The organism is Paracoccus sp. 22332 (assembly GCF_052045125.1).
In the GTDB taxonomy this organism is placed as follows: domain Bacteria; phylum Pseudomonadota; class Alphaproteobacteria; order Rhodobacterales; family Rhodobacteraceae; genus Paracoccus; species Paracoccus haematequi_A.
Map to the genome: position 1 here is coordinate 195,169 of NZ_JBQEOI010000004.1, position 26,676 is coordinate 221,844.

22 protein-coding genes are annotated in these 26,676 nt (G+C 68.5%); 12 read left to right on the forward strand and 10 right to left on the reverse strand.

Features of this window, described 5'->3' with window-relative positions:
* The first annotated feature begins 2 nt into the window (after window positions 1-2).
* Both ACTJI6_RS06675 and ACTJI6_RS06680 read left to right on the forward strand, forming a co-directional pair.
* Window positions 3-725, forward strand: a complete 723-nt coding sequence (locus ACTJI6_RS06675; protein ID WP_440798959.1) for an ABC transporter ATP-binding protein — start codon at window positions 3-5, stop codon at window positions 723-725.
* Window positions 726-1,427: an aspartate/glutamate racemase family protein gene (locus ACTJI6_RS06680; protein ID WP_126154325.1), complete on the forward strand. Its 702-nt coding sequence runs from the start codon at window positions 726-728 to the stop codon at window positions 1,425-1,427.
* A gap of 30 nt (window positions 1,428-1,457) precedes the next feature.
* Here the strand turns inward: ACTJI6_RS06680 and efeO (ACTJI6_RS06685) are convergent, their stop codons facing one another.
* The 4 genes from efeO (ACTJI6_RS06685) to efeU are packed head-to-tail and all read right to left on the reverse strand — an operon-like array spanning window position 1,458 to window position 5,592.
* Window positions 1,458-2,276 carry an iron uptake system protein EfeO gene (gene efeO, locus ACTJI6_RS06685; RefSeq protein WP_440798961.1) on the reverse strand — a complete coding sequence of 273 codons (819 nt, stop codon included), beginning with the start codon at window positions 2,274-2,276 and terminating at the stop codon, window positions 1,458-1,460.
* Between the two features lie 43 nt (window positions 2,277-2,319).
* Window positions 2,320-3,588: an iron uptake transporter deferrochelatase/peroxidase subunit gene (efeB, locus tag ACTJI6_RS06690; protein ID WP_440798963.1), complete on the reverse strand. Its 1,269-nt coding sequence runs from the start codon at window positions 3,586-3,588 to the stop codon at window positions 2,320-2,322.
* Window position 3,589: 1 nt separating this feature from the next.
* A complete protein-coding gene (gene efeO, locus ACTJI6_RS06695) occupies window positions 3,590-4,762 on the reverse strand; it encodes an iron uptake system protein EfeO (protein WP_440798965.1) in 1,173 nt (390 codons plus the stop codon).
* Window positions 4,759-5,592 (reverse strand): iron uptake transporter permease EfeU, encoded by an 834-nt coding sequence (gene efeU / locus ACTJI6_RS06700; RefSeq protein WP_440798967.1) that lies wholly within the window; start codon window positions 5,590-5,592, stop codon window positions 4,759-4,761. Before efeU ends, efeO (ACTJI6_RS06695) begins: the two co-directional genes overlap by 4 nt.
* Before the next feature lie 353 nt (window positions 5,593-5,945).
* Between efeU and ACTJI6_RS06705 the strand changes: the two genes are divergently transcribed.
* From ACTJI6_RS06705 to ACTJI6_RS06715, 3 genes are all read left to right on the forward strand, one after another.
* The gene (locus tag ACTJI6_RS06705) at window positions 5,946-10,610 is read left to right on the forward strand and encodes a hypothetical protein (protein ID WP_440798969.1); all 4,665 of its coding nucleotides are present in this window, start codon (window positions 5,946-5,948) and stop codon (window positions 10,608-10,610) included.
* A gap of 34 nt (window positions 10,611-10,644) precedes the next feature.
* A complete protein-coding gene (locus tag ACTJI6_RS06710; RefSeq protein WP_440798971.1) occupies window positions 10,645-11,223 on the forward strand; it encodes a hypothetical protein in 579 nt (192 codons plus the stop codon).
* Between the two features lie 93 nt (window positions 11,224-11,316).
* On the forward strand, window positions 11,317-12,222 hold the full coding sequence (locus ACTJI6_RS06715; RefSeq protein ID WP_440798973.1) for a LysR substrate-binding domain-containing protein: 906 nt from the start codon (window positions 11,317-11,319) through the stop codon (window positions 12,220-12,222).
* 6 nt (window positions 12,223-12,228) lie between these two features.
* On the opposite strand, the gene ACTJI6_RS06720 is transcribed toward ACTJI6_RS06715, so the two are convergent.
* Window positions 12,229-13,080, reverse strand: a complete 852-nt coding sequence (locus ACTJI6_RS06720; protein WP_440798975.1) for an ATP-binding cassette domain-containing protein — start codon at window positions 13,078-13,080, stop codon at window positions 12,229-12,231.
* 154 nt (window positions 13,081-13,234) lie between these two features.
* On the opposite strand from ACTJI6_RS06720, the gene ACTJI6_RS06725 reads away from it, so the two are divergent.
* Window positions 13,235-13,879 carry a hypothetical protein gene (locus ACTJI6_RS06725; RefSeq protein ID WP_440798977.1) on the forward strand — a complete coding sequence of 215 codons (645 nt, stop codon included), beginning with the start codon at window positions 13,235-13,237 and terminating at the stop codon, window positions 13,877-13,879.
* Here ACTJI6_RS06725 and ACTJI6_RS06730 read toward each other — a convergent pair.
* Window positions 13,780-14,847, reverse strand: coding sequence for a hypothetical protein (locus tag ACTJI6_RS06730; protein ID WP_440798979.1), 1,068 nt, complete (start codon window positions 14,845-14,847; stop codon window positions 13,780-13,782). The genes ACTJI6_RS06725 and ACTJI6_RS06730 overlap by 100 nt on opposite strands.
* 219 nt (window positions 14,848-15,066) lie before the next feature.
* Here ACTJI6_RS06730 and ACTJI6_RS06735 point away from each other — a divergent pair, with 219 nt between their 5' ends.
* The 4 genes from ACTJI6_RS06735 to ACTJI6_RS06750 all read left to right on the forward strand — a co-directional run bounded on the left by ACTJI6_RS06735 (window position 15,067) and on the right by ACTJI6_RS06750 (window position 21,231).
* Window positions 15,067-16,161 carry an ABC transporter ATP-binding protein gene (locus ACTJI6_RS06735; RefSeq protein ID WP_440798981.1) on the forward strand — a complete coding sequence of 365 codons (1,095 nt, stop codon included), beginning with the start codon at window positions 15,067-15,069 and terminating at the stop codon, window positions 16,159-16,161.
* A gap of 72 nt (window positions 16,162-16,233) precedes the next feature.
* The gene (locus ACTJI6_RS06740; RefSeq protein ID WP_440798983.1) at window positions 16,234-17,259 is read left to right on the forward strand and encodes a Fe(3+) ABC transporter substrate-binding protein; all 1,026 of its coding nucleotides are present in this window, start codon (window positions 16,234-16,236) and stop codon (window positions 17,257-17,259) included.
* A complete protein-coding gene (locus ACTJI6_RS06745) occupies window positions 17,240-18,955 on the forward strand; it encodes an ABC transporter permease (RefSeq protein WP_440798985.1) in 1,716 nt (571 codons plus the stop codon). The genes ACTJI6_RS06740 and ACTJI6_RS06745 overlap by 20 nt, the downstream gene beginning before the upstream one ends.
* A gap of 152 nt (window positions 18,956-19,107) precedes the next feature.
* Entirely contained in the window at window positions 19,108-21,231 is a 2,124-nt protein-coding gene (locus ACTJI6_RS06750; RefSeq protein ID WP_440799145.1) for an esterase-like activity of phytase family protein, read from the forward strand.
* Between the two features lie 61 nt (window positions 21,232-21,292).
* Here the strand turns inward: ACTJI6_RS06750 and ACTJI6_RS06755 are convergent, their stop codons facing one another.
* From ACTJI6_RS06755 to ACTJI6_RS06770, 4 genes are read right to left on the reverse strand one after another with little or no spacing between them, the layout of a single operon-like run.
* A complete protein-coding gene (locus ACTJI6_RS06755) occupies window positions 21,293-22,258 on the reverse strand; it encodes a TRAP transporter substrate-binding protein (RefSeq protein ID WP_440798987.1) in 966 nt (321 codons plus the stop codon).
* A gap of 3 nt (window positions 22,259-22,261) precedes the next feature.
* Window positions 22,262-23,521, reverse strand: coding sequence for a TRAP transporter large permease (locus ACTJI6_RS06760; RefSeq protein ID WP_440798989.1), 1,260 nt, complete (start codon window positions 23,519-23,521; stop codon window positions 22,262-22,264).
* Complete coding sequence (locus tag ACTJI6_RS06765) at window positions 23,518-24,066, reverse strand: TRAP transporter small permease (protein WP_440798991.1); 549 nt, start codon at window positions 24,064-24,066, stop codon at window positions 23,518-23,520. The genes ACTJI6_RS06760 and ACTJI6_RS06765 overlap by 4 nt, the downstream gene beginning before the upstream one ends.
* 4 nt (window positions 24,067-24,070) lie before the next feature.
* Window positions 24,071-24,634, reverse strand: a complete 564-nt coding sequence (locus tag ACTJI6_RS06770) for a cytochrome b (RefSeq protein WP_440798993.1) — start codon at window positions 24,632-24,634, stop codon at window positions 24,071-24,073.
* A gap of 177 nt (window positions 24,635-24,811) precedes the next feature.
* On the opposite strand from ACTJI6_RS06770, the gene ACTJI6_RS06775 reads away from it, so the two are divergent.
* Together ACTJI6_RS06775 and ACTJI6_RS06780 are read left to right on the forward strand one after the other, a co-directional pair.
* The gene (locus ACTJI6_RS06775) at window positions 24,812-26,443 is read left to right on the forward strand and encodes a (2,3-dihydroxybenzoyl)adenylate synthase (protein ID WP_440798995.1); all 1,632 of its coding nucleotides are present in this window, start codon (window positions 24,812-24,814) and stop codon (window positions 26,441-26,443) included.
* The gene (locus ACTJI6_RS06780) at window positions 26,440-26,676 is read left to right on the forward strand and encodes a phosphopantetheine-binding protein (RefSeq protein WP_440798997.1); all 237 of its coding nucleotides are present in this window, start codon (window positions 26,440-26,442) and stop codon (window positions 26,674-26,676) included. Before ACTJI6_RS06775 ends, ACTJI6_RS06780 begins: the two co-directional genes overlap by 4 nt.

A 26,676-nucleotide genomic window follows, 5' to 3' on the forward strand; every position in this document is an offset into this window, starting at 1 on the left:
CGGTGACACGGATGCTGGATTTCGAGAATGTCGAGCTTTACTACGATCACGTCTATGCGCTGAAGGGCGTGTCGCTGGACCTGCGCGAGGGCGAGACGGTGGCCCTGATCGGCGCGAACGGGGCGGGCAAGTCCTCGATCCTGCGGGCGATCACCGGGCTGCGGCGCATCAGGTCGGGCCGGATCGCCTTTCTGGGCGACCGGCTGGACGGCGCGTCCCCCGCCGACATCGTGCGGCGCGGCATCGTCATGGTGCCCGAAGGCCGCCGGGTGTTTCCGCTGATGAGCGTGCGCGACAACCTGCTGATGGGGGCCTTCACCCGACGCGACAAGGCGGGCATCGCGCAAACGCTGGACAGCGTTCTGGAGCGGTTTCCGCGCCTGCGCGAACGCATCAACCAGCAGGCCAGCACCCTGTCGGGGGGCGAGCAGCAGATGATGGTGATCGGCCGCGCGCTGATGGCGAAACCGCGCCTGCTGCTCCTGGACGAACCCAGCCTTGGTATCGCGCCGAAGCTGGTCCAGGACATCGCGCGGGCCATCGTGGCGATCAGCCGCGACGAAGGCGTGTCGGTGCTGCTGGTCGAACAGAACAGCCGCATGGCGCTGTCGATTTCGAACCGGGCCTATGCGCTGTCCACCGGGCAGGTGGTGCTGTCGGGAAATTCGCGCGCGCTTCTGGACGATCCGCGCGTCAAGGCCGCCTACCTGGGCGGAGAGGTCTGAATGCGCATCCTGGTCCTGAACCCCAACACCACCGCGTCGATGACCGCCAAGATCGGCGCCGCCGCCCGACGCGCCGCCGCGCCCGGCACCGAGATCCTGGCCCTGAACCCCGCCCACGGCCCCGCCTCGATCGAGGGCTATTACGACGAGGCCATCAGCCTGGCAGGGCTGCTGGGGGTGATCCGCGACAATCCCGACGTGGACGGGGTGGTGATCGCCTGTTTCGACGATACCGGCTTGGACGCGGCGCGCTGCCTGACCGACAAGCCGGTCGTGGGCATCGGCGAGGCCGCCTATCACATGGCCTCGATGATCGCCAACCGCTTCTCGGTGGTGACGACGCTGGCGCGGTCGGTCCCGGCCCTGGAACACAACCTGCACCGCTATGGCCTGTGGGCGCGCTGCGCCCGCGTCCGGTCGTCCGAGGTCGCGGTGCTGGAGCTGGAGGAACCGGGCAGCGACGCCAGCACCCGCATCAGCGCGGAAATCGCCCGTGCCATTGCCGACGACCGGGCCGAGGCCATCGTGCTGGGCTGCGCGGGCATGACCGATCTGGCCGGGCGCCTGTCGGCGGACCATGGGATCCCGGTGCTGGACGGGGTCAGTTGCGCGGTGGCGCTGTGCGAATCGCTGGTGCGGCTGGGGCTGCGAACCTCGCGCCTGGGCGGCTATGCCCCGGTGCCGCCGCACAAGCTGGCGTAAGGGGCGGGCCGGTCCCGCCCCCCGCGTGGGTCAGCCCAGGCCCAGCTTGCCGCGCAGGGTCGCCAGATCCTCGGCCAGGGTGTTGACCTTGGCCGACAGCGCGGTGCGGTCGGCATCGGTCAGTTCCTCATAGGACACGAAGCCGCCGTCGGCGGTCCTGTATTTCGCCAGCACCTCGTCCACGGCCGCGAAATTACCGTCCACCTTGGCCACGAAATCGGCGTTGTCGGCTTCGATCAGCGGGCGGAACAGGGTATAGATCTTTTCGGACCCTTCGAAATTCGCGTCGAAATCCCACAGGTCGGTGCGGCTGTAGCGGTCCTCCTCGCCCGAGATCTTGGTGGCCGCGACCTCCTCCATCAACACGGCGGCGCCGCCCACCACGACTTCCGGCGGGAAGGTCAGCGCGCTGATCCGCGCGTCCAGATCCTTGATGTCGGCCAGCAGTTTGTCGGCATATTGGTCCAGCCCCTCGGTCGAACCCTGCGACCACAGCCCGTATTCGATGCGATGGAATCCGGTGAAGGCGGGATCCTGTTCGGCCTTTTCGTAATCGTCGGCGCGCGCGTCGATCGACACGTCCAGATCCGAGAACAGTTCGGCGATGGGTTCGATCCGTTCATAGCTGGTGCGGGTCGGCGCGAACAGCGACTTGGCGCGGTCCAGGTCGCCCGCCTTGATGGCGGCGACGAAGGCTTCGGCATCCGTCACCAGCTGCGCGGTATTCTCGGCCACGAAAATCTTGTAGTCGGACAGCGGCCCGACCAGTTCCAGCGATGGTTCGGCGGCAAGCGCGGCGGTGGCAAGGCCAAGGCCCAGGGCGGTGCCGCGAAGAAGGGTTGCGATCATCTCAAGGTCTCCTCGTGATCGTCGGGGATGGGTTGGCTGGGCGTCACGTCCGCCGGGCTGCGTCGACAAGCGCCCGGCCCAGGTAATCCGCATCGTCGCGGACGCCGGGCAGGGCGAAGAAATAACCGCCGCCGATGGGCTTGATATATTCCTCAAGCGGCTCGCCGTTCAGGCGGTTCTGCACGGCGATGAAGCCTGCCTCCAGGTCGGCCTGCCAGCAGATGAACAGCAGGCCTTGGTCCAGCTGGCCGTTTTTCAGCGCGCCTCGGGAATAGTTGAAGGGACGGCGCATGATCAGGTTCTTCTGGCTTTCCGCGTCGCGGGGATTGGCCAGCCGGATATGCGATTCGGCGTCGGTGACGCGCCCTTCGGGATCGGCGGCATAATCGGGAACCTGCTGTTCGGTCGCGTCCAGGCCGCCGTCAAGCGGCGCGCCGGTCATCTTGCGCCGCCCGAAGACGCGTTCCTGTTCGACCAGGGCCGTGCGGTCCCAGCGTTCCACCATGTTGCGGATGATCCGCACCGCCTGATAGCTGCCGCCCTGCGCCCAGTCGGGTTCATGCGCGCCATGGGTCCAGACGATCCGGTCCATCAGCGCGGCGTCGTTGGAATCGGGATTGGCCGATCCGTCGCGGAAACCCAGGAAATTCCGCGCGCTCGGCGTGGCGCCTTCGGCGTCGGGGACGACCGGGGGCACGTTGCCTTCGACCATCCAGCGCAGCACCAGGAATTCCGGCAGGGTCTTCACGATGTCGCGCAAGGCATGGATGTTGGTGTCCTGAAGATTGGCGCAGAACTGGATCGACAGGTCGCCATGGCACAAAGCGGGATCCAGGGCGTCGTTCGGAAACCGCGCCATGCGTTGCAGGGTCGCGGGTTTCAGGCCCGCCAGCCACGGCCGGTCGTCGAACAGCGACGCGCCCAGGGCCACGGTGATGGTCAGGTTGCCGGGCAGGATCACCGGCCCCAGCAGCCCCGACCCGGCGGGCGGCAGCGCCGGATCCAGATCGGGGACCGGACCGCCCCCGGTCAGGAACCGCGCGCGGTCGGTCAGCAGCCGCAGCATCCGTTCCAGGTCGTCGACCGATCCCGCCACCACGTCGAAGGACGCGAGGATGCCGTTTTCCGGGCGCGGCGTGGTGATCCCCGCCTGGTGCGGGCCGTGGAACGGCACCCGCTGCGCGGCGGTCCCGGCATCGGCGGGGGGCGCGTCGCTGACCTGGGGGGCGGGTTCCCCGGCGCGCGCGGCAAGCGCCAGGCCGCTGGCCCCCAGGCCCAGAAGGACGGCGCGGCGGGTCGGGGCAAGGCGCATCTCAGTCGAGTCCGATCACGGGTTGCAGCCGGTCCAGCACCGCCTGGAAAGCGGTCAGGGAACCGGCCAGGCGGTGCCGGGCATCGTCCGGCACCTGGTCATAGGCGGGCCAGCCCCCGCCCTGTTTCAGCGCCGCCAGATCCAGTTCGACCTGGGCCTGCGCCGCGCCGATGTCGGCGTCGAGGGCCGGATCGATCCCCGCCGCCACCGACCGCAGCAGTCCGGCCAGCTTGCCGATCCCATCCAGGCTGGCCTGCAATTCCTCAAGGTCGTTGCCGGCATACAGGTTCTCGCCCGCGGGGACATGGGCGGTGGCAAGCTGGCCCGCCGCCGCGCCGGGCAGGGCGGTCAGCAGGGCGGGGTCCAGGTCCACCGCCTTCAGCCGCGTCGACAGGTCTTGCAGGTCGGCTATCAGGCGGTCGGCGACGGGCAGCAGCCCGTCGGTGCCGGCCTGCCCGAACAGCCCGTATTCCAGCCGGTGATAGCCGGTGAAGCCCGGATCCGCCTCGCGCCCCGCCAGATAGGCGGCATTGGGGTCGATGGCGTTTTCCAGATCCGACAGGCGCGAGGCCAGCGGCTCGATATGGCGATAGGGGATGCGGGCGGCCTTCCACGCCTGTTGCGCGCCGGGCAGGTCGCCCGCCGCGATGGCGGTCCGCAGCGCCTGAGCGGTCTTCACGGCGGCATTGGCCTGCATCACCAGATAGACGCGGTATTCCGACAGCGGCCCCAGGAACTTGCGCAGCGTGACCTGGGACGCGGCGGCCGCCGCCTCGTCCGAGGCGGTGACATGCAGGCTGCCGCGCGGGTTCGACAGCAGCCCGCAGGTGATCGCGTAATCGCCGGGCGCCAGTTGCACGGTCAGGGTCTGGCGAAAGCCGGGGGCGATGTTTTCCCGTTCGGCCACGACCATCACGCCGTCCAGGATCTCCCATTCGATCGGGCGATCCGAATTGTTCACGATTTCGAAGCTGCGCCTGCCGCCTGCGACGGTGATGTCGCCGGGATCGCAGCTTTGCGCGCCGACGCTGACGGTCATGTCGGCCACCGCGCCGCGATTGGCGGCGGCGTTTTGCCGCGCGGCATACCAGAAGGCGCCGCCCCCGGCCACGGCCAGCAGGGCGGCCAGGGCAGCGGCAAGGCCCAGGCCCGCGCGGGAAGGAGCGTCGGTCATGTCAGATCCCGGACAGAGTGGCGGCGCGGCGCGGCGGCCGCGTCGGGGCGCAGGAACAGGACCAGCATCACCGTCAGGAAGGCCGCATAGACGACGGCCTCGCCCAGGGTGGGGGCGTCGCGGTACCCCAGGACGCCCGCCAGCACCGTGCCCAGGGGGCTGGTTTCGGGCAGGATGTGGCTGATGTCGTAGACGCGCGCCTGCAAGCCGTTCCAGACGCCCGCCTCGTGCAGGGCCTTCAGCGATCCCGCCAGCAGCCCGGCGGCCACGAACAGGATGAAGACCCCCGTCCAGCGGAAGAAGCGCGCCAGATCCAGCCGCAGCGCGCCCGCATAGATCCCCCAGCCGATCCCGGCCGACACGGCGACCCCCAGGGCCGCGCCCAGCGGCGCCAGCACGTCGCGGCTTTGCTGAAGCACCGCCAGCAGGAAGAAGATCGATTCCAGCCCCTCGCGGGCGACGGCCAGGAACACCATGCCGATCAGCGCCCAGGCCCCGCCGCCCACCGCCGCCTCGACCGAGGCGTGCAGCGTCGACTTCATCGACCGCGCCGCGCGGCGCATCCAGAAGACCATCCAGACCAGCACCGCCACGGCGACAAGCCCGATCGCGCCTTCGAACAGTTCCTGCGCCTTTTGCGGGAACGAGGCGCTTGCCAGTTGCAGCGCGGCGCCCGCGAACAGGGCGGCGGCGATGGCCAGGAACACGCCGATCCAGACGGCGGGCAGCCAGGCCGCGCGCCCCGTGCGGCGCAGGTATCCCGCGATGATGCCGACGATCAGCGCGGCCTCCAGCCCCTCGCGCAGCATGATCAGGAATGGTGCAAGCATGGCGTTTCCCCTGCTCGGTGCCGCGATTCGATCACTACGCCACCCATGCGCCGAGTCAATCCAGATTATTTGGGTCGGATATTCTGTCGCAGTCCGCGACGGGGCTGCCGGGAAAGGCCGGTTCGTCCCGGCACATCCTTTGGATGAAATACGAAACCATGGATCACCCCAGGGGCGCGGTCACTTCGATGGCGATTAACTGTTTTGCCACAGAATGAATTTGTCCCGGACCTGTCCCGTCGCCCAGGTTGCCCGCAAGGCGGATCATGGCGGGATGCCCGTCATCCGCATCCGCCGCCTGTCGACATCGTGCCGGTGCTGCCGGTGCGCCAGAATCATGGGATTGAACAGCGATGATGATGGACTTCCTGCTGCGCCAGAACGCGGCCTCGACCTTTGACCTCGGCGATCTTTACCCTGGCGCGACCGGGTTCGAGATCACCACCTCGGACGCGGGCAGCGCGACCGCCACGATCCAGGACGGCGTGCTGACGATCGAGCCGGGCGCGCTTGGCCATGCCGACCTGACGCTGACCTTCAAGGATGCCGAGGGCAACAGCGTCACCGACAGCTTCCGCGCCATCGTTGCGGGTCCGAATGCCTACAGCTTCATCGCCGTGCCGGACACGCAAAGCTATACCTCGACCACGGACCCGGAAATCCGGGCCATGTTCGCCGAGATGATCCAGCATATCGCCGCCCACAAGGACGCGCTGAACATCGCCCATGTGTTGCAGGTCGGCGATGTGACCGACAACAACTATGACCATCAGTGGCAGATCGCCAAGGACGCCTGGAGCCATATGGACGGCGTCATCGACTATACGCTGGCGGTGGGCAACCACGATCAGGGCGACGGCGGACACGCGCAGGACTTCACCTCGAAGATCGACGATTACTTCACGCCCGAACAACTGGGCGTGGACGGGACCTATGACGGTTACGACCAGCCTTCGCTGCGCAACAGTTACAATACCTTCACCAGCCCGGACGGGCAGGACTGGCTGATCCTCAGCCTGGAATTCGGCGCCCCCGATGACGTGCTGCGTTGGGCGGGCGAGGTGATCGAGGGCCATCTGGACCACCGCGTCATCATCAACACCCATTCCTGGAACGGCGGCGACAAGCGCGTCGATCCCACCACCGAGGCGCTGACCGGCGAGAACGGCGGCTGGGGCTATGGCATCCGCGACGATGTCCGCAACGTCAACGACGGTGAGGACATGTATCGCGAGCTGGCGTCGAAATATCCCAACATCAGTTTCACCTTCAACGGCCACAACTTCCTGGACGGGGCCGAGACCGTGGTCAGCCAGACCGCGGGCGGCAACAACCTGTATCAGATTTTCGTCAACTATCAGAACGGCATCGCGGACGAGATCACCGGCGGCGGCGACGCCTCGCTGGGGGGACGCGCGGGCAATGGCGCCTTCCGTATCGTCGTGGTCGACCCCGACAACGACCGCATCACCACGCACACCAAGTTCAGCGGGCTGGACAAGTTCTTCGACCGCGTGGACCATCAGGAAACCTTCGAAAACGCCGGGATCGGTGCCCCGAAAGAGATCGCCATCGCCAAGGCGGGCGCGGATCTGGTTCTGGCGGCCGATGCCGATGGGCTGGCCGATGTGACGCTGGATGCCTCGGGCACGATCCTGCCGGATGACGGGCGCGCGCTGACCTATCGCTGGTATGACGCGCAGGGCTTGCTGCTGGCCGAGGGCGACAAGCCCGGACTGTCGGTCGAACTGGGGCAGGGCACCAACCGTCTGGTGCTGGAGGTCAGCGACGATCAGGGTAACGTCAGCCGCGACGAAAAGACCGTCATCGTCGAGGGCCCGCGCCACTTGCTGACCGAGACCTTCGACGACGGCAAGGCGCAGGGCTGGACCACGCCCGACGCCGCCCGCCCGCCCTTCCAGATCGGCACCGACACGGGCTTCCAGAAGCCTGCCGTGAACGACGGCGAGACGATCTCGCTGAACCTCTCGTTCGATTCGAGCTTCCGCCCCTATGACAAGATGACCGGCGATGTCATGGTGTCCTATGACGGCGGCGCGACCTGGAGCGTGCTGAAATCCTTCACCACCGCCAATACCGGCGGCAACAGTTCGCTGGATCACGTCAACGAGCGCGTCTCGATCGATTTCGAGGCGCCGGTGTCGGCGGAATCGGTCAGCTTCGGCTTCCGGCTCAGCGGCGCGGACAATGACTGGTGGTGGGCCATCGACGATGTCGAGGTCAGCGTGGACACCCCCGAGGGGCGCAAGCTGCTGCTGTCGGAAAGCTTCGACGGGCTGACCGACAAGCTGCAACCGGCCGCCGATGAAAACATCCCCGCCGACCGGCTGGGCTGGACCCACGAGACGCCCGAGGGCTGGGACCGCGAGAATGCCGAAGGCATGGCCCCCGGCACCACGGAATGGAGCGGCTGGAGCTTTGCCACGCCCGAATTCTGGACCTCGGCCGACCGGCAGGAGCGCGATTACTTCAAGCTGGGCGACGGTGTGATCGCCATCGCCGATGCCGACGAATGGGACGATTACAACGGCGGCGCGCAGGGCCGCGCCGACAGCTTCGACAGCCGTCTGAAGACCCCGGCCATCGACCTGCGCCCCTATGGCGGCGGCCAGCCTGCGGCGGAACCGGCCAGCGTGGCGCGGATCGCCGCGCTGCAACCCGATCAGGGCATTCTGGTCAAGCCGGATGCGACCGGCCAGATCCTGGAATATACGCTGGTCCTGGACATCCTGGCGGACCGTCCGGCCAAGGGTTGGGCGGGGCTGTTCCAGACCGATGTGACCAATACCACCGATGCCGATCTGTATCTGCAAGATGATGGCGGGCTTGGCACGCTGGGCGTCTATGGGGGCGAATTCAAGTTCGGCCAATGGAACCGCGTGACCATCAGCGTCACGGTCGAGGACGGCGCGCATGTGATGCGCAAATACATCGACGGCACGCTGGTCGGCACGCAGACGGTCGACGGCAACGTCGCCGATGGCAGCCGCTGGACCATCGACGCGGACAAGGGTTTCCTGCTGTTCGCCGACCGCGACAACTATACGTCGGAAATGTTCGTGAACGCGGTGGCCTTTACCCCGGAACGGCTGTCGGATGCCGATATCGCCGCGATGGGCGGGGTCGATGCCGACGGTCCGCTGGCCGGATCGGCCACCCAAGGCGCCTTCCAGATGAACTTCGACGGCGCGCTGGATCAGCTGGATTTCGGCAAGGCTGCGGTCGGCACGCTGGCGCCTGCGGACAATCTGGGATCCTTCCTGCTGAAAGGCTCGATCTTCGGCAATCCCAATGGCGAAGGCGAGGGCGCGCTATACGCCCAGACCAACGGCGGGAACGAACTGCTGGTCTATCAGGGCAATCCCGATGCCGACTGGACCGATTACGTCTTCGACATGGTGGTCCATCCCGCAGACAACGACACCATCGGCGCGGTGTTCTATTGGCAGGATGAAAACAACCACTACGAACTGGCCATCGACCAGCAGAGCTTCACCCGACAGCTTGTCCGCGTCCAGAACGGCGAACGCACGGTCCTGGCGCAGGAATCGGGCGCCTATCGCCACCACGCGGATCAGGATCTGCGCATCGCGGTCGGCGACAGCGGCATCATCGTCACGCTGGACGATCAGCTTCTGTTCGGAGGCCCGGTCGTCGATGCCGATCCGCTGTCGGGCGGCACGGTCGGGATCCTCAGCCGCGCGATGGACCGCGCGTCCTTCGACGAGGTGTCGGTGAACGGCCAGGTGTTGTCGGCCCGCGCCCTGGGCCAGACCCGTGCCATCGACCTGGATGGCGACGGGCGCGAGGGCATCGCCGTCACCGCCGCCGCGACCATCAGCCCCGCCGCTGTCGCCAGCTATGAATGGCTGCTGGGCGGCAAGGTTGTCGCGACCGGCCGCGACGCGGTGATCGCCGCGGGCGTCGGCGAATCGCAGGTCACGCTGCGGGTCACGGATGTGAACGGCAAGGTCTCGCAGGATCGCGTCGATCTTGAGGTGACGGGCCGCGACAAGCTGCTGTTCGCCGACGATTTCCGCAGCGGGTCGCTGGACCGTTACACCATCGTGGACAACGGCACGAACATGCCCTCGGACTGGCGGATCGTGGATGGCGTGCTGGTTCAGGACAGCGATATCGGATCGGGTCAGCAGGGTCCGGGTTGGGGGGCCTGGTCCAAGGGCGGCGAGGGCGCCTATATCCTGCGCGACGGCACCTATGCGCTGATCGAGGGCGGGCAGGACTGGTCCGATTACGCGGTCGAGGTGGATGTGACGCCATCCGATGACGATGCCCTTGGGGTTCTGGTCCGCTATGTCGATGACCAGAATTACTACAAGGTCGAACTGGACGATCAGGCCGGACTGGCCCAGATCATCCGCGTCGAAGACGGCTACGAGACCGTGCTGGCGCGCGGCTGGCACAACTATGCCCAGGACCAGACGATGCGCCTGCGTGTCGAGGCCGAGGGGGACCGCCTGTCGGTCAACGTGGACGGGGTCGAGGTCTTCGAATCGCTGGTCACCGACACGGCTTTCGCCAAGGGGGGCGTCGCGCTTTACAGCTATGCCAGCACCGGGCTGGGCTTTGACAACCTTGCCGTGGTCCGGCTGGACGATGCCCCCTCGATGAACATCGTGATGGGCACGGCGGGGCGCGACCGGCTGCAAGGCACGGACGGCGCCGACCTGCTGATCGGCGCGGGCGGCAACATGGATCAGCTGACCGGCGGTGCCGGGGCCGATCTGTTCCATTTCGGCTTCGAAGCCCTGGACGGGGTGCGGGCGCGGACCACGATCACCGATTACGAGGTCGGCGTGGACCGGATCTCGCTGGCCGAGGGCGTTTCGGTGGCGCGGATCCAGCAGGCGGGGGCCACGGTCGTCGCCTATCTGGACGATCCCCAGGGTCAGGACGACGCCATCTATATCCGCGGAACGGGCGTGACCGCCGACAGCATCGTCTTCTTCAACGATGATCCCCTGGTGTTCGCGTAAGCGCGGCCGCCCCCGCATTCAGAAAGGCATAGCCATGTTCAAACCCCTTCTTGCCGCGCTGCTGATGGCGCTTCCCCTGGGCGCGGCGGCGGCGCCCGTCGCCGCCCCCGTCATCGACGTTCCGCAGGCCAGCGGATATTTCCTGGCCCACGAGGGCACCGGCGACTTCTTGGCCTTTGATGCGCTGGCGGTGGTCGATGGCGTGGCCACGGGCGACAGCCTGCTGGCCGATCTGTCGCTGACCTTCGATCTGGCGGATCCCTATGCGGATGCCAGCGGCGCCTTTTCGCTGCGCGACGAGGGCGGCTGGCTGGTCGATGGCGTGCTGGACCGGGTCAGCGCCAGCGACGGCGTGCTGTCCCTGGTCTTCGGCGATCTGACCGGCAGCATCGCGGGCCTGTTCGGCGACAGCCTGACCGTGTCGCTGGCCTTCCTGTCGCTGCCCGACTCGGATCCGCTGCGGGCGCTGCGCGATGGCGAAACCTATGACATCGCCTATTGGGCCGAGGGGGCGTCCCAGCCCGCGCCGGTGCCGCTGCCCGCCGGGGCGCTGCTTCTGGTGTCGGGTCTGGGGATGCTGGTGCTGCGCCGGTCGCGCCGCGCGACGGCCTGACCGCCCGGCGGCCGGGGCGCGCGATGCCCCGGCCGTCATGAAACCGCCATATCCCCGCAGTAATCCGGCCGTTCGCAGACGGTTGGGTGACTCGTGAATTTTTCGCATATCCGGGCCTTTCATGCCGTGGCGCGCGAAGGCGGCGTGGCGCGGGCGGCGCTTGTTCTCGGCGTGTCGCAATCCACCCTGTCCCAGCAGATCCATGCGCTTGAGGCCCGCCACGCCCTGCGGCTGTTCGAAAAGCGCGGGCGCAGGCTTGCGCTGACCAATGCGGGCCAGAACCTGTTGCAGGTCACCGAACGGCTGATGGAGGTGGTGGACGAGGTTCAGGTCACCCTGCGCGGCCCCGGTGCGCTTGTGAACGGCCATCTGTCGATCATGTCCGACAGCACGGCGCTTGCGGTCGAGCTGATGCGCCGCTTTGGCGAACGCCATCCGGCGGTGTCGCTGATGCTGGCCATCGCCTCGGTCGACGATATCGGCCAGGCCGTACGTGACGGCAGCGCCGATATCGGCATCGCCATGAACCCGCCGATCGGCGATGTCATCACCGCCGAGCCGCTGATGCGCGAACGCTTCCACCTGGTTCTGGCGCGCGATCACCCCCTGGCCCGCCGCCGCGCCGTGGCCTTCCCGGATTTGCAGGGCGAGACGATCATCATGCGCGAACCGGGATCGCGGACCCGCGCCTTCGTCCAGCAGATGCTGGATATCGAGGGCGTGCGGACGGGCCGCGAAATCACCATCCGCGAACGCAGCGCCATCCGCGAGGCAGTGGCGCGCCGCATGGGCGTCGCGTTCTTCGTGATCTCGGAAGTGCCGCCGGACCGCCGCCTGACCACCCGCCCGCTGATCCCGTCGCGGGCCCGGCTGGAGCTGGACGAATACCTGCTGATCCGCAAGGACCGTCGGCACAAGCCGGTCGTCGCCGCCTTTCGCGATGTGGTCAGCGGCTTCATCGCCGAGAAACTGCCCGCCGAAGCCCTGGTCGGGGGCTGACGGTCTTTATCGCTGGACCGGAACGGCCATCGGCTGCGGGGCGATCACCCGCCGCGCGTCGGGAAAGACGTCCGGCGGGCCGACCACCACGATCGTGGCGCCGGTTTCGGCGCGCAGCCTTGCGATCAGCGGGGCCTGGTCGGGGCTGAGCGCGGGGTGATCGACCACGATCAGGTCGGGCTGCATCAGCGCCGCGCGGGCCAGGCCCAAGGCCAGTTGTTCCTGGGTGGACAGGCTGCCCGCCGCCTCGGGCAGCGCCTCGCGGGTGCTGCCGATCCGGTCCAGAACCTGCCGCAACCCATAGGCGCGGGCGGCGGCGCGGATCGCCCGGCCCCTGGGGCGAGGAGAGACGCCCAGCGTCAGCGTGCGGCGCAGGCTGCCTTTCAGGACCAGCGGCGCGGGACCGATATAGGCGATGCGCGGCAGGCCCTCCTGGGCGCCATAGGCGATCCGGCCGGACCGCGGCCGGTCCTGCGCGGCGATCAGGCGGGCGAGGTCGCTTTTGCCCGATCCCGGCGGTCCCCAGATCACGGCCAGGGCGCCCGCGGGGATATCCAGTTCCGCCGGGCGGTCCAAGTGGGTGCGGCCGGTGAAGCGCACCGGCACCGGGCCGCGACGCGGGGCGATGCGGCGCAACTGGCTGGGCCGGGCCAGCAGGCGTTCGCAGGCGTCGCGGGCGATGCGCCAGGCGCACCAGCGGTCCCAGATCGAGGCAAGGTCGGTCAGCGGCATCACCAGGATCGACAGCACCGCCAGGGCCGCCGCCGTTTCCGCCGTCGGCAGGCCGCGTCGCGCGGCGGTCCAGATCACCGCCGCGCCGCCAAGCGCCGCGCCCAGCTGAGGCAGCAGGCGCAGCACTTCGCGATGCAGCCGCCGCGCGGTCGCGTCGCGCGCCAGGGTCCGGCCCGNGGCGGGCCAGTTCGTTGGCGGTGCGCCCGGTCAGGTCCAGTTCGGTGGCCAGGCCCAGACGCTCGATCACCGACATGGCGATGCCCGCGCGGCGGCTGCGCAGATGGCGGTGCCGCTGGCCCAGGCCGCCCGCGAACAGCGCGGCGGGGATCAGGGCGGCGCAGACCGGCAGCAGCGCCGCGACGGCAAGCGCGGGTTGCAGCAGCACCAGCGCCAGCAGCGCGCCGGGCAGGATCACCAGGGCGGGGATCGCCTGGGCGATGCCGCCCCCGGCCCAGTTGCGCGCCGCCGACAGATCGCCCACGAAGCGCAGCGACAGCCCGCCCTGGCGCCGCGCGGCCAGGTCCGAACGGTTCATCCCGGCGATATGGGCATAGAGCCGGTGGCGCAGGCTGCTGGCGAAGCTGTGGCCCACCGACTCGGCCTGGACGCGGGCGGCCATCCGCAGCAGGCCCACGCCGATCCCGCCCGCGACCAACGGCACGAAGGCCGCGGCCCCCGGCATCTCGCCCCGGCTCATGGCGCCGAAAGCGGATCGGGTGGCGAAGGCCACGGCGCCCAGGGCCGCGGCTTGGCCGATTCCCAGGCAGGCGATGGCGCACAGCCGCGCCATCCGCCCATCGGCCCCGACCCGGGGCAACCCGCCCATCAGGCCGCCCGGTCGGTCGCGTCGGGGCGGGCGCTGCGCAGGAACCCGGCGACCAGACGGCCGGCCACCTCGGCCGAGGTCAGTTCCTCGCGCGCGTAATGCGCGATGCCGGTGGCGGCGACGGCCTCGGTCTGGCCCAGGGGAGAGCAGGTGACCATCCCCGAGATGGCGAAGGGCCGCAGCCCGTGGGCGCGCAGCACCTGGGTTCCGCCCAGGGCGCCCAGGGCGTCGGGCGCGGCGAACAGGATGCCGTCCAGCCGCGACCTGATACGAGATCCGCGCAGGATCGAAGCCGTTTCGGCCTGGAAGACGCCGTCGGCGATTTCCACCACGACGATCTGGGCGCCATCGGCTGCGGCATTGCCGACGAGGGCCTCGAAGCCCGCCTCGATCCGGGGCAGGGGCATCCGATAGGTGGTGGGCATCCCGGCATCGGTGAAATCGGTGGCGGGCACGCCCGCATCCTCGAAGGCGTTGAAATCGCCGAAGGCGCCGGTGCCGGTGGCCTTGACCCCCGCAACCCGGTATCCCGCCGCCGCAAGACCATGCGCGATGCTGACGGCGGCGGTGGTCTTGCCGGAATTCATCGAGGCCCCGAAGACGCCGATCACCGTCACATGGTCGGGGATGGTCGCGGCGGGCAGGGCGTAATCGGCGACGTTCATCCGCCTGCCCGAAGCGTCGATCAGGATGCCGACCGGCTCCAGCCGGGTGGGGGGCGCCATCCGGCTGTGGGCGCGCTCCATCCGCCCGACGATGCCGCCGCCCGCCAGAAGATCGGCGACGGGGCCGTCCAGGACCGCGCGCCCCTCGAACTGGTCGGGGGCATAGCGGTCGCCCAGGCACAGCACGACCAGATCGCCGGGATACAGCTCGGACGTGCGGCAGCCTGCAAGCTGAAGCTTGCGGTGCTGGCCCAGCTGGGCAACCCGGCACAGGACCAGATCGCCCGCCACGGCTGCGGCGAAATCGGCCGACAGTCCGGCCAAGGCGTCCTGGTCCACGCGGCGGGTGGTGAAGGCCCATTTCAGGGTGTCGGGCGACGGGAATTCGTTCAGGGCAGGCATTGCGCATCTCCTTTGTGGCGCGGTTGCACGAGGATTACGGCGCGGCGCGGCGGTTATTCCCGAGGGTGGGGGAAAAAGTGGCGCAGCAGGGCGCCGGGCCGCTGACCACAGGCCCCTTGCCGCCTTTCCGCCGCGACTGGAGAATGCCGCCCGGATCGGATAGCACCCGAAAGGCTGCCGCCTTGCGGGGCGCGGCGGGGTGAAACTGAAAGGCCATGAATGCACGCCAATCCGGCAGCCGCGCTTGAGCTTGAAGGCGTGTCGCGCCATTTCGACGGCCGTCCGGTGCTGTCGGACATTTCGCTGGCGATCCCGCCCGGCAAGATCACCTGCCTGCTGGGTCAATCGGGCTGCGGCAAATCGACCCTGCTCAGGATCATCTCGGGCGTGGACCGGCCCGATCCCGGCAGCCGCATCCTGATGGACGGCACCCAGCTTGTCGGCCCCGGCCGCTTCGTCGAACCCGAGGACCGCCATATCGGGTTCATGTTCCAGGACTATGCGCTTTTCCCGCATCTGACGGTGGCCGAAAACCTGGCCTTCGGCCTGCGCCATCTGCCCCGCCCCGCCCGGCGCCAGCGGGTGGCCGAGGTGGTGGACCGGATCGTCGGCCTGGGCCATCTGCTGGACCGCTATCCCCATTCCCTGTCGGGCGGCGAACAGCAGCGGGTGGCCCTGGCCCGCGCCTTGGCCCCCAAGCCCGCCGTCCTGCTGATGGACGAGCCGTTCTCGAACCTCGACCAGGGCCTGCGCGAACGGGTCCGCCAAGAGACGGTCGCGACCCTGCGCGAAGCCGGCACGACCGCGATCATGGTCACGCATGATCCGCAAGAGGCCCTGGCCGTGGGCGATCTGATCGTGCTGATGCGTGACGGCCGGATCGAGCAGGCCGCCTCTCCGTTCGAGATTTACGACCGGCCCTGTTCGGCCTATGCGGCGGAATTCATGGGCCCCTGCAACCGGCTGACGGGCATCTGGTCGGACGGCCGGATCGTGACCCCCATCGGCACCTTCCCGGCCGATCTGGATCTGCCCGACGGCGCGCTGGCCCTGGCCTGCATCCGCCCGCAGGCGCTGTCGATCGGTCCCGACGAACAGGGGATTTCCGCCCGGATCGTCGGCAAGACCTTCACCGGGGAAAGCGAACAGATCGACATCATGGTCCATCCCCTGGCCCAGACGCTGCGGATGCATTCCCATGTCCGCATCCCCATGGCCATCGGCGACAAGGTCAGCCTGCAACTGAACGGCGCCCAGATTCATGTCTTCCCCGAGGATCCGTACGGCGGGCAGGATCCCCTGGATCAAAGCTGAGGAAAATAATAGACTATCCCGCGCCCGTGACGTATGACCCTGCGGAAACATCCATGGGTTATGGGAGGTCACATGAAATCCGCACCGTTCGTTCTTCGCGCCGCCTTGGCATCGACAGCCATTCTTGCCGCGACGGGCGCCGCCCAGGCCCAGGAACTGAACCTTTATACCTCGCGCGAACCGGGACTGGTCGAGCCGCTGCTGGCCGCCTTCACCGAATCCACGGGCATCACGGTGAACACCGTCTTTCTGAAGGACGGGCTGGCGGAACGCGTGGCGTCCGAGGGCGAAAGCTCGCCCGCCGACCTGCTGATGGCGGTCGATGCGGGCAACCTGGCCGATCTGGTGGACAAGGGCCTGACCCAGCCGGTCGAATCCGAGGTTCTGACCGCGGCAGTGCCGGAAAACCTGCGCGATCCCGGCAACCAGTGGTTCGCCCTGTCGATGCGCGCGCGCGTGATCTATGCCGCCAAGGATCTGGACACCGACAGCATCACCTATGAAAGCCTGGCGGACCCGGAATGGAAGGGCCGCATCTGCATCCGGTCGGGCCAGCATCCCTATAACACGGCGCTGTTTTCGGCCTTCATGGCCCATCACGGCGCGGCCGAGACCGAGGAATGGCTGACCGGCCTCAAGGCCAATCTGGCGCGGCAGGCGGGGGGCGGCGACCGCGACGGGGCCAAGGACATCCTGGGCGGCATCTGCGACATCGCGGTGGCGAATTCGTATTATGTCGGCCTGATGCAGTCCGGGAAGGGCGGCGACGAACAGCGCGCCTGGGGCGATGCGATCAAGGTGATCCTGCCCACCTTCGAGGAAGGCGGCACGCATGTGAACATCAGCGGCGCGGCCGTCGCCAAGCACGCCCCGAACCGCGATCAGGCGGTGCAACTGCTGGAATATCTGGTCTCGGACGAGGCGCAGAAGATTTATGCCGAGGCGAATTACGAATACCCCGTCAAGCCCGGCGCTGCGGTCGATCCGATCATCGCCTCGTTCGGCGAATTGCAGGTCGATCCCACGCCGCTGACCCGGATCGTGGAGAACCGCAAGGAGGCCAGCGAACTGGTCGACCGTGTCGGCTTCGACAACTGAGACGGCGGGCGGGGCCTCGCCCCGCCGCCTCCTGTCTGCGGCGGTCCTGTCGGCCGAATCCGTCCTGCGCCTGCGCGGCGGGTTCTGGGTCTGGGCCAGCCTGCTGATCGCGGCCCTGGTCCTTGTCCCTGTCCTGGCCCTGGGCTGGCAGGCGGCCCAGGGGTCCGAGGGCCTGTGGTCCCATCTGGCGCGGCATGTGCTGCCCCGTGCCCTGGGCCAGACGGCGATGCTGATGGCCGGTGTCGGCTGTCTGACGGCGGTGATCGGGATCACGGTGGCATGGCTGGTCACGGCCTATGACTTTCCCGGCCGCCGGATGCTGGAATGGGCGCTGCTGCTGCCCCTGGCCGTGCCGACCTATATCATCGCCTATGTCTATCTGGACATGCTGCACCCGCTTGGCCCGTTCCAGTCGCTGGTCAGGGCGGTGCTGGGCTTCGACAGCCCGCGCGACTTCCGCCTGCCCGACATCCGGTCGATGACCGGCGCGATCCTGCTGCTGGGCCTTGTCCTTTACCCCTATGTCTATCTGCCGGTGCGGGCGATGTTCATGACCCAGGCCGCCAACCTGGTCGAGGTCGCCCATACCCTGGGCACCTCGCGGCGGCGGATGCTGTGGCGCGTCGCGCTGCCGCTGGCGCGCCCGGCCATCGCCATCGGCACCAGCCTGGCGCTGATGGAGGTGCTGAACGACATCGGCGCCTCGGAATTCCTGGGGGTCCGGTCGCTGACGATCTCGGTCTATACGACCTGGGTCACGCGATCCGACCTTGCCGGTGCGTCGCAGATCGCCCTGGCGATGCTGCTGCTGGTGGTCGCGCTGATCTCGCTTGAGCGGTGGGCGCGCCGCAAGCAGCGTTACTCGGTCAGTGCGCAGCGCGCCCGCAGCATGGCGCGCCACCCCCTGAAAGGCGCGGCCCGCTGGGCGGCGCTGTCGGTCTGCCTGTTGCCCGTGATGCTGGGCTTCGTGCTGCCCGCCCTCTATCTGGCGACCGAAGCCTGGAAGCGGTTCCAGTTCGCGGGCCTGTCCGCCCGCCTTCTGACCGAGGCCCGGAACACCTTCGCCTTGTCCGCCCTGGCCACCGCCGCCGTGCTGGCCTGCGGCCTGATCGTCGCCTATGCCGCGCGCCTGTTTCCGCAGCGGGGGATGCAGGTGGTCCAGCGGGCCGCGTCGCTGGGCTATGCGATGCCGGGCACGATCCTGGCGCTTGGCATCCTGATCGCGGCGGGCGGTCTGGACCGCTGGATCGGCCGGACGGCCAGGGATCTGCTGGGCATCGATCCGGGGCTGGTGCTGATCGGGTCGGGGCTGGCGCTTGGCTATGCCTATCTGGCGCGGTTCCTGGCGATCTCGGTCGGCTCGGTCGAGGCCGGGCTGACCCGCATCCCGCGCAGCTATGACCAGTCGGCGCGCACCCTGGGCCATGGCATCGGCAGCACGCTGCGCCGTGTCCACCTGCCGCTGTCCAGGGCGGCTCTTGCCGCAGCCGGGCTGCTGGTCTTTGTCGACTGCATGAAGGAACTGTCCGCGACCCTGCTGCTGCGCCCGCTGAACTTCGAAACCCTGGCGACGCATCTATACGGAGAGGCCGCGCGCGGAACCTATGAAGAGGCCGCCATCGCCGCCCTGGCCATCGTCCTGGTGGGGATCCTGCCGGTGATCCTGCTGGCGCGGGTGGGCCAGAGGAACGGCTGAACGCGGACGCCCCCCGGGCTGCGTCAAGAAACCGCCACAAATCCGCAGCGCCAGTGTCATAATCGGGCTGCACACACCTGTGACCGTAAGAAGGGAACAGTGACGTGCAAAAACTTGCGCTTCTGACCTCGGCGATTGCGCTGGCTTCCGCGATGCCCGCCATGTCCGAGACGACATTCAACAGGATCGGCAGCTTCGCGACGCCCGACAACGCGGCCGAAGGGGCGGACCGGACAAAGGCCAGTTCGGCCGAGATCATTTCGGCTTCCGAAGACGGCAACACGCTGGTCTATTCCGACAGCCCGTTAGGGGTTCTGGGATTTCTGGACATCACCGATCCCGCCGCGCCGAAGGGGCTGGGCACGGTCGAGATGGACGGCGAACCCACCACCGCGGTGATCATCGGCAATCGCGTCTATGCAGGCGTCGACACGTCCGAATTCTTCACCCAGCCGTCGGGCGCGCTGCGCGTCCTGGATCTGGCCAGCCACGACATCCTGACCTCCTGCGACCTGGGCGGGCAGCCCGACGCCGTGGTGAAGGCGCGTGACGGCAGCTTCCTGGCCGTCGCCATCGAAAACCAGCGGGACGAGGATCACGACGACGGGATCCTGCCGCAGATGCCGGCGGGCTATGTCGTCAAGCTGCCGGTGTCGGGGGACGAATTGGATTGCGGCGCACAGCAGCGCATCGACCTGACGGGCCTTGCCGAGATCGCCCCCGAGGATCCCGAGCCGGAATATCTGGATGTGAACGACGCGGGCGAAATCGTCGTCACGCTTCAGGAAAACAACCATATCGTGGTGATCGGCGCCGATGGCGCGGTCAAGTCGCATTTCAGCGCGGGAACCGTCAGCCTGGAGGGGATCGACGCCCGCGACGACGGCGCCCTGCGCTTCGAGGACAGCCTGGCCGACATTCCGCGAGAGCCGGATGCGGTCAAGTGGATCGACGCCGACCATGTCGCGACCGCCAACGAGGGCGATTATCAAGGCGGTTCGCGCGGCTGGACGATCTTCCATCGCGACGGCACCGTGGTCTTCGATTCCGGCAATACCTTCGAACATGCCGTGATCCAGGCGGGGCATTATCCCGACAAGCGGTCCGACGCCAAGGGCGTCGAGCCGGAATCGATCGAGGTCGCGACCTTCAACGGGACGCCCTATGTCTTCGTGGTGTCCGAGCGCGGCTCGGTCGTCGGCGTTTATGACGTGTCCGATCTTGCGGCACCGCGCCTGACCCAGTTGCTGCCTTCGGGCATCAGCCCCGAGGGGATCGTGGCCCTGCCCGAACGCAACCTGCTGATCACCGCGAACGAGGCCGATCTGGGCGAGGACGGCGGCGCGCGCGCCCATGTGATGCTGTTCCAGGGCGGGACCGGCCCGGCCGCCTATCCCATGCTGACATCGGCAGGTGCCGAAGACCTGATCGGCTGGGGCGCGCTGTCCGGCCTTGCCGCGGGCGAGGCGCCGGGGCAGCTTTTCGCCGTCTCGGACAGCGTTTATGGCAACCAGCCCGCGATCTACACGATCGACGCGACGCAGACCCCGGCCCGGATCACCGCCAAGACGGTCGTGACGCGGAACGGCGACGCGGCGCAGAAGCTGGATCTGGAAGGGATCGCCCCGGACGGAGAGGGCGGCTTCTGGCTGGCTTCGGAAGGGCGCAGCGACCGGCTGATCCCCCACGCGATCTATCGCGTCGATGCCAAAGGCGAGATCCGGGACGAGATCGGCCTTCCCGCCGAACTGCTGGCGCACGAGACCCGCTTTGGCTTCGAGGGCATCGCCTTTTATGGCAACCGCCTGTGGCTGGCGGTCCAACGCGAATGGGGCGACGATCCCGCCGGGCAGGTGAAGCTTGTCTCCTATGACCTGGAATCCGAGGAATGGGGCGCGGTGGCCTATCCGCTGGAACCCACCGACGAGGGCTGGATGGGCCTGTCCGAGATCGCCATCCACGGCGACCGGGCCTATGTCATCGAACGCGACAACCTGATCGGCGCCGCCGCGCGGGTGAAGAAGCTGTTCGCGGTCCCGCTGGCCGACCTGCAACCCGTCCCCCTGGGCCAGCCGCTGCCCCTGGTCACCAAGCACGAGGTTCGCGACCTGATCCCCGATCTGAAACGGGGCGGTGGCTATGTCGTCGACAAGGTCGAGGGCTTTGCCATCGATGCGGCTGGCGAAGGCTGGGTCGTCACCGACAACGACGGCGTGGACGACAGCTCGGGCGAGACGCTGTTCTGGTCCGTCGGCCCCGTCGCCGCCGCGCAATAGCAAGGAAGGGCGCCCGCCAGACGGGCGCCCTCCGGCAGACGGGCGCCCTCCGGCAGACGGCTTACCGGTTCAGAAGCGCGTCCCGTTCCTGCTCAAGATCGACCAGCAGCGGCGTCTTGGCGCGCCATTCCTCGTACCAGGTCTCGACCGCGTCGCCGAAGACATCCGGCCCGACCTCTTTCAGCGGGGCGCCCGCTTCGACCAGCCGGGCGCGATAGTCGGCGTCGATTCCGGGATAGGCGGCGCGGATGTCGGCGGTCGTCTGCGCCATCAGCCCGGCGATCAGGGCGCGGTCATCCTCGGAATAGGTCTGCCATTTGCGGGCGGACGCCACGGCGAACATCGGGAAAATCATGTGCCGGGTGTCCAGAACCTGGGCCGAATGGTCGTGAAAACGGTTGTTCCAGGTGCCTTCAAGGTCGATCTGCATCCCGTCGATCTGGCCGTTGGTATAGGCGTCGAACAGTTCCGGCAGCGGCAGTGGCGTGGGCGCGGTTCCGGCGCGGGTCCAGAAATCCAGTTCCTGCGCCAGGGGCACGGTGCGGATCTTGTGGCCCGCCAGGGTCTCGCCCTCGGCCACCGGGCGCGAGACCAGCACGATCCGCATTCCCGCCATCCCCAGGCCCAGGCCCTTCAGCCCCAGCCCGCCCAGTCGGTCCTGCAAGGCGGCGGCCGTATCGCCCTCCAGCAGACGTGCGGCGGATTCGGCGTCGGGCACCAGATAGGGCGCGACCAGAATGCCGAAATCGGCGTTGCGGTTGGCCAGTTCGCCCACCGTCAGGAACGCAAAATCCAACGCGCCCGCTTGAAGCTGTTGCAGCATCTGCGCTTCGTTTCCCAACTGCCCCGAGGGGAAGACGCTCAGCGTCAGGCGGCCGTCGGTTTCGTCGGCCAGCGTTTCGGCCAGCTTCTGCGCCGACAGCGTCCACTGGTGCGACGGCGGCGTGACCATGCCGATGCGCAGCGTCTCGGCAAAGGCAGGCGCGGCAAGCATCAGCAGGCAGGCGGCGGCTTTCAGGATTTTCATGGGTCAGGCTCCGGCTTGGAAGGCGGCGACGATGGACATGCCCGCCAGGACGGCCAGCATGGCGGCGAAGAAGGGCATCAGCAGCCAGGACAGCCGCTCGGCCCGGACCCCGGTCAGCAGCGAGGCGGTGAACAGTCCGGCGCCGACCGGGGGCGACAGCAGCCCCAGGGCCAGGTTGGCGCAGAGGATCACCCCGAAGGCCAGCGGGTCGATGCCATAGACCCCGGTCGAGATCGGAAGCAGGACCGGCGCGGTCAGGATGATGGCCGGGATCGGCTCCAGCACGGTGCCCAGCAGCAACAGCAGCAGGTTCAGCAGGATCAGGAACATCAGGGGCGACGAGGCCATGTCCTGCACCCAGGCGGCGGCCTGTGCTGGCAGGTTGCCGAAGGTCAGCACCCAGGCCAGCACCTGCGCGGCTGCGACCAGATACAGCACCGCGCCCGAGGTGACGGCGGTGCGCACGAAGGCGGCGGGCAGGTCGCGGGGCCGCAAGTCGCCATAGATCAGGCCGCCCACGACGATGGCCGCGACCGAGGCGACGGCGGCGGCCTCGGTCGGGGTGGCGATGCCACCGATGATCGAGCCGATGGCGATGGCGGGGACCACCAGGGCGGGCAGGGCGTCGGCGGCGGCGCGCAGCCGCGCGGGCAGCGGCTGGGACGGAACGCGGGGCAGGGCGTGGCGCCAGCCCAGCCAGCCGATCACCAGGGCGAAAGAGGCGGCCAGGGCCAGGCCGGGAATGACCGAGGCGATGAACAGATCCCCCACCGGCACCTGCGCGATGGCGGCATAGACGATCAGGTTCATCGACGGCGGCAGGACCGGCGCCAGCAACCCGCCCGCCGCCGTCACCGTGGTCGCCAGGTCGCGGGGATAGCCCGCGCGCTCCATCTCGGGCACGGCAAGCCGGGTCATCACGGTCAGTTGCGCCACCGTGGACCCCAGGATCGAGGCCATCATCAGGTTCGCCAGCAGGTTCACATAGGCCAGCCCCGCCCGGACCGGCCAGATCAGCGCCTGCGCCAGGACCAGCAGGCGCCGCCCGATGCCGCCGACGCCCATCAGTTCGCCCAGCAGGATGAACAGCGGCAGCGACAGCAGGCTGTAGCTTTCGATGCCCGCGAACAACTGCTGGCCGAAGCCTTGCAGCAAGGCGGTGTTGTCCTGGTTCACGATCAGGATCAGCGCGGTGGCGATCATCGCAAAGGCGATGGGCGCGCCGATCGCCAGCAGCGCTAGGAAGGACAGGCCCGCCGTCACCGCCGCAGCCCCCGCAGGTCTGTCAGCAAGGCGGCCAGGCAATGAATCAGGGCCGTCGCGCAGGTCAGCGGCAGGGCCAGCCAGAACCAGATCTTGCGCAGGCCCAGGGTGTTGGTCGGATCGCTGTAGACGAAGTTGAAGCTTTCCTGGGCCAGGGCCGCGCCCGATCCTGCGCGCAGCAGGCCCGGCAGGTCGAACCACCGCCACAGGATCGCCGCCAGCACCAGCAGGAAGGCCAGCACCGCCAGGTCGGCCAGCAGCGCCAGCCGGGCGCGGCCGCGCGGGTCCAGCCGGTCGGGCAGCAGGCCGATGGCCATGTGCCCCCGCATGGCGATCCCCAGCGAGGCGCCGACGAAGGCCAGGATCACCATCAGGTGGACGGCCAGTTCGTCCGTCCAGATCAGCGGCCGCCCGGCCGCGCGGGACACGACATTCGCCAGCAGCAGCGCCAGGATGGCGGCCACGAGGATGCCCCCCGCCGCGGCTTCGGCCCGCATGACGGCGCGGCTTGCCCGCTGCAAGGCGTGATCGTCGGACGCGGACAAGGCCTCAGCGCCGCCCGGCCATGCGCTTCAGCGTGCCGTCGCGCCACATCGCCTGGTGGACGCCCACCATCGCCACATGCCCCGCGACGGCGGCCAGCAGCAGCCAGGCCAGCTCTCCGTGCAGGGCGCCGGCCAGGGCGGCGGTCCATTCGACCGGCGGCGACTTGGGTGCGAAGATCTGCGCGCCGAACAGGGTCAGGCCGCGTTCGGACCCCCAGGCGCGCAGCAGGCCCAGCGACGGGATGGCCAGCATCAGCAGATACAGAAGCCCGTGCCCGGCGGCCGCCGCGCGGCCTTGCCAGCCGTCGCCATGCGCGGGCCGGGTGCGGCGATTGGCCAGGGCCCACAGGACGCGCAGGATCACCAGCACGAACAGCGCGGCGCCCACCGGCGCATGGCTGCCGACAAAGGGCGCCAGCCAGTCCTGGCGGCCATAGATCGCCCGCAGCCCCATCCCCAGGAACTGCCACAGGATCAGCGCGGCCATCAGCCAGTGCAGGATTCGCGTCACGGCTCCATAGACATGCGGCGTGTCTCGCAGCGGCACCCGCAAGGGGATATGGCTCATGGCTGGACCTCGGGCTTCGGGGGACGACCGGCGGATGGCTGCGATGGCTGGCTTTCCACGGGTCTTTCCCGCCTCTTAGCGGGTCGGACGGCCCTGTCCAAGCCCGTCGCGCGAAAAGTTGACGATTTAAGTCAGGGGGCTTATGCCGCAGGCGAACCGACCCGGAAGGCCAGCGATGTGACCCAGACCCAGCCCATCCCCCAGCAGATCTGGCCCGACGACCTGGCCGCCCGCTATCGCCAGCGGGGATACTGGCGGGGCGAGACGTTCGGCCAGATGCTGCGCGACCGCGCCGCCCGGCACCCGGATCGGCTGGCGGTGGTGGACGGCGCCCGCCGCTGGACCTATGCCGATCTGCTGGCGCGCGCCGAATCGGCCGCCGGGGGTTATCTGACGCTGGGCCTGCGTCCGGGGGACCGGGTGCTGGTGCAGATCCCCAATATCGCGCCGTTCTTTCCGGCGGTCTTCGGGCTGTTCCTGGCGGGGCTGATCCCGGTCTATGCGCTGCCCGCGCACCGCCAGACCGAACTGATCCATTTCGCCGCCCGCTCGGGCGCGAAAGCCATGGTGATCGCCGACCGGCACGAGGGCTTCGACTATCGCCCGCTGGCCGATCTGGTCCGGGCCGAGGCCCCCGGCATCGCCCATGTCGTGGTCATCGGAGAGCCGGGCGGCGGTCATGTTCCCTTCGACAGCCTGCAAGCCGGTCCCGAATTGCCGCAGGTCGATCCGTCCTCGGTCGCGTTCCTGCAAATCTCGGGCGGTTCCACGGGCCTGTCCAAGCTGATTCCCCGGACGCATGACGACTATATCTACAGCTTCCGCGAAAGCGCGCGGATCTGCGGGCTGACCGGCGACAGCGTGTATCTGTGCGCGCTGCCCGTCGCCCATAACTTCCCGATGAGCTCGCCCGGCGTCTTCGGGGCGCTTCATGCGGGCGCGCGGGTGGTGATGGCGCCGAACCCGGCTGCGGAAACCGCCTTCTCGCTGATCGCGCGCGAAGGGGTGACGATCACCGGCGTGGTGCCGCCCGTGGCGCTGCTGTGGATGGCGGCGGCGGCCAAGACCCCGCACGACCTGTCCAGCCTGCAAGTGTTGCAGGTCGGCGGCGCCAAGTTCATCCCCGAGGCCGCCGCCCGCGTCCGCCCGACCCTGGGCTGCACGCTGCAACAGGTCTTCGGCATGGCGGAAGGGCTGGTGAACTATACCCGCCTGGACGATCCCGAGGACATCATCACCGGCACCCAGGGCCGCCCGATCAGCCCCGACGACGAGCTGCTGATCCTGGACGACACCGGCGATCCCGTGCCCGAGGGCGAGCCGGGCCATCTGCTGACGCGCGGCCCCTATACGATCCGCGCCTATCACAACGATCCGTCGGCCAACGCGCGCAGCTTCACGCCCGACGGTTTTTATCGCACCGGAGACATCGTGAAGCGGCTGCCCGGCGGCTATCTGGTGGTGCAGGGCCGGGCGGGCGATCACATCAACCGCGCGGGCGAGAAGATTTCCGCCGAAGAGATCGAGGATCACCTGCTGGCCCATCCGGCGGTCTTCGACGCCGCCGTGGTTTCCATTCCCGACGAATTTCTGGGCGAACGAAGCTGCGCCTTCGTCATCGCCGCCGAGGGCGCCAGCCCGCGCGCGCCGGAGCTGAAGGCCTTCATGCGCGGGCGGGGGGTCGCGGAATTCAAGGTGCCCGACCAGGTGGTCTTCGTCCCCGAATTCCAGACCACCGCCGTCGGCAAGGTCAGCCGCAACGTCCTGCGCGCCGAATTGCGCAGCCGCTATCTGAAGGAAACCACATGACCCTGACGCTGGACCGGATGCGCGCCGATATCGCCAAGGCCATCCACATGGACCCGTCCGAGATTCGCGACGATGACCATCTGGGCGACCTGGGCCTGGATTCCCTGCGCCTGATGCGGCTGGTCCTGGCCTGGGAGGAAGCGGGCCTGACCTCGGATTTCAGCCTGTTCGCCGAATACGAGACGCTGGGCGACTGGTGGACCCATATCGTGGCGCCCGCCCAAGGTGCCTGA

What these genes read in the sequence shown, in the direction of transcription:
- ACTJI6_RS06680 (WP_126154325.1), top strand. Translation starts at nt 726, where the DNA reads ATGCGCATCCTGGTCCTGAACCCCAACACCACCGCGTCGATGACCGCC.
- efeO (WP_440798961.1), bottom strand. Translation starts at nt 2,276, where the DNA reads ATGATCGCAACCCTTCTTCGCGGCACCGCCCTGGGCCTTGGCCTTGCC.
- efeB (WP_440798963.1), bottom strand. Translation starts at nt 3,588, where the DNA reads ATGCGCCTTGCCCCGACCCGCCGCGCCGTCCTTCTGGGCCTGGGGGCC.
- efeO (WP_440798965.1), bottom strand. Translation starts at nt 4,762, where the DNA reads ATGACCGACGCTCCTTCCCGCGCGGGCCTGGGCCTTGCCGCTGCCCTG.
- efeU (WP_440798967.1), bottom strand. Translation starts at nt 5,592, where the DNA reads ATGCTTGCACCATTCCTGATCATGCTGCGCGAGGGGCTGGAGGCCGCG.
- ACTJI6_RS06705 (WP_440798969.1), top strand. Translation starts at nt 5,946, where the DNA reads ATGATGATGGACTTCCTGCTGCGCCAGAACGCGGCCTCGACCTTTGAC.
- ACTJI6_RS06710 (WP_440798971.1), top strand. Translation starts at nt 10,645, where the DNA reads ATGTTCAAACCCCTTCTTGCCGCGCTGCTGATGGCGCTTCCCCTGGGC.
- ACTJI6_RS06725 (WP_440798977.1), top strand. Translation starts at nt 13,235, where the DNA reads ATGGCGGTGCCGCTGGCCCAGGCCGCCCGCGAACAGCGCGGCGGGGAT.
- ACTJI6_RS06730 (WP_440798979.1), bottom strand. Translation starts at nt 14,847, where the DNA reads ATGCCTGCCCTGAACGAATTCCCGTCGCCCGACACCCTGAAATGGGCC.
- ACTJI6_RS06735 (WP_440798981.1), top strand. Translation starts at nt 15,067, where the DNA reads ATGCACGCCAATCCGGCAGCCGCGCTTGAGCTTGAAGGCGTGTCGCGC.
- ACTJI6_RS06740 (WP_440798983.1), top strand. Translation starts at nt 16,234, where the DNA reads ATGAAATCCGCACCGTTCGTTCTTCGCGCCGCCTTGGCATCGACAGCC.
- ACTJI6_RS06750 (WP_440799145.1), top strand. Translation starts at nt 19,108, where the DNA reads ATGCCCGCCATGTCCGAGACGACATTCAACAGGATCGGCAGCTTCGCG.
- ACTJI6_RS06755 (WP_440798987.1), bottom strand. Translation starts at nt 22,258, where the DNA reads ATGAAAATCCTGAAAGCCGCCGCCTGCCTGCTGATGCTTGCCGCGCCT.
- ACTJI6_RS06770 (WP_440798993.1), bottom strand. Translation starts at nt 24,634, where the DNA reads ATGAGCCATATCCCCTTGCGGGTGCCGCTGCGAGACACGCCGCATGTC.
- ACTJI6_RS06780 (WP_440798997.1), top strand. Translation starts at nt 26,440, where the DNA reads ATGACCCTGACGCTGGACCGGATGCGCGCCGATATCGCCAAGGCCATC.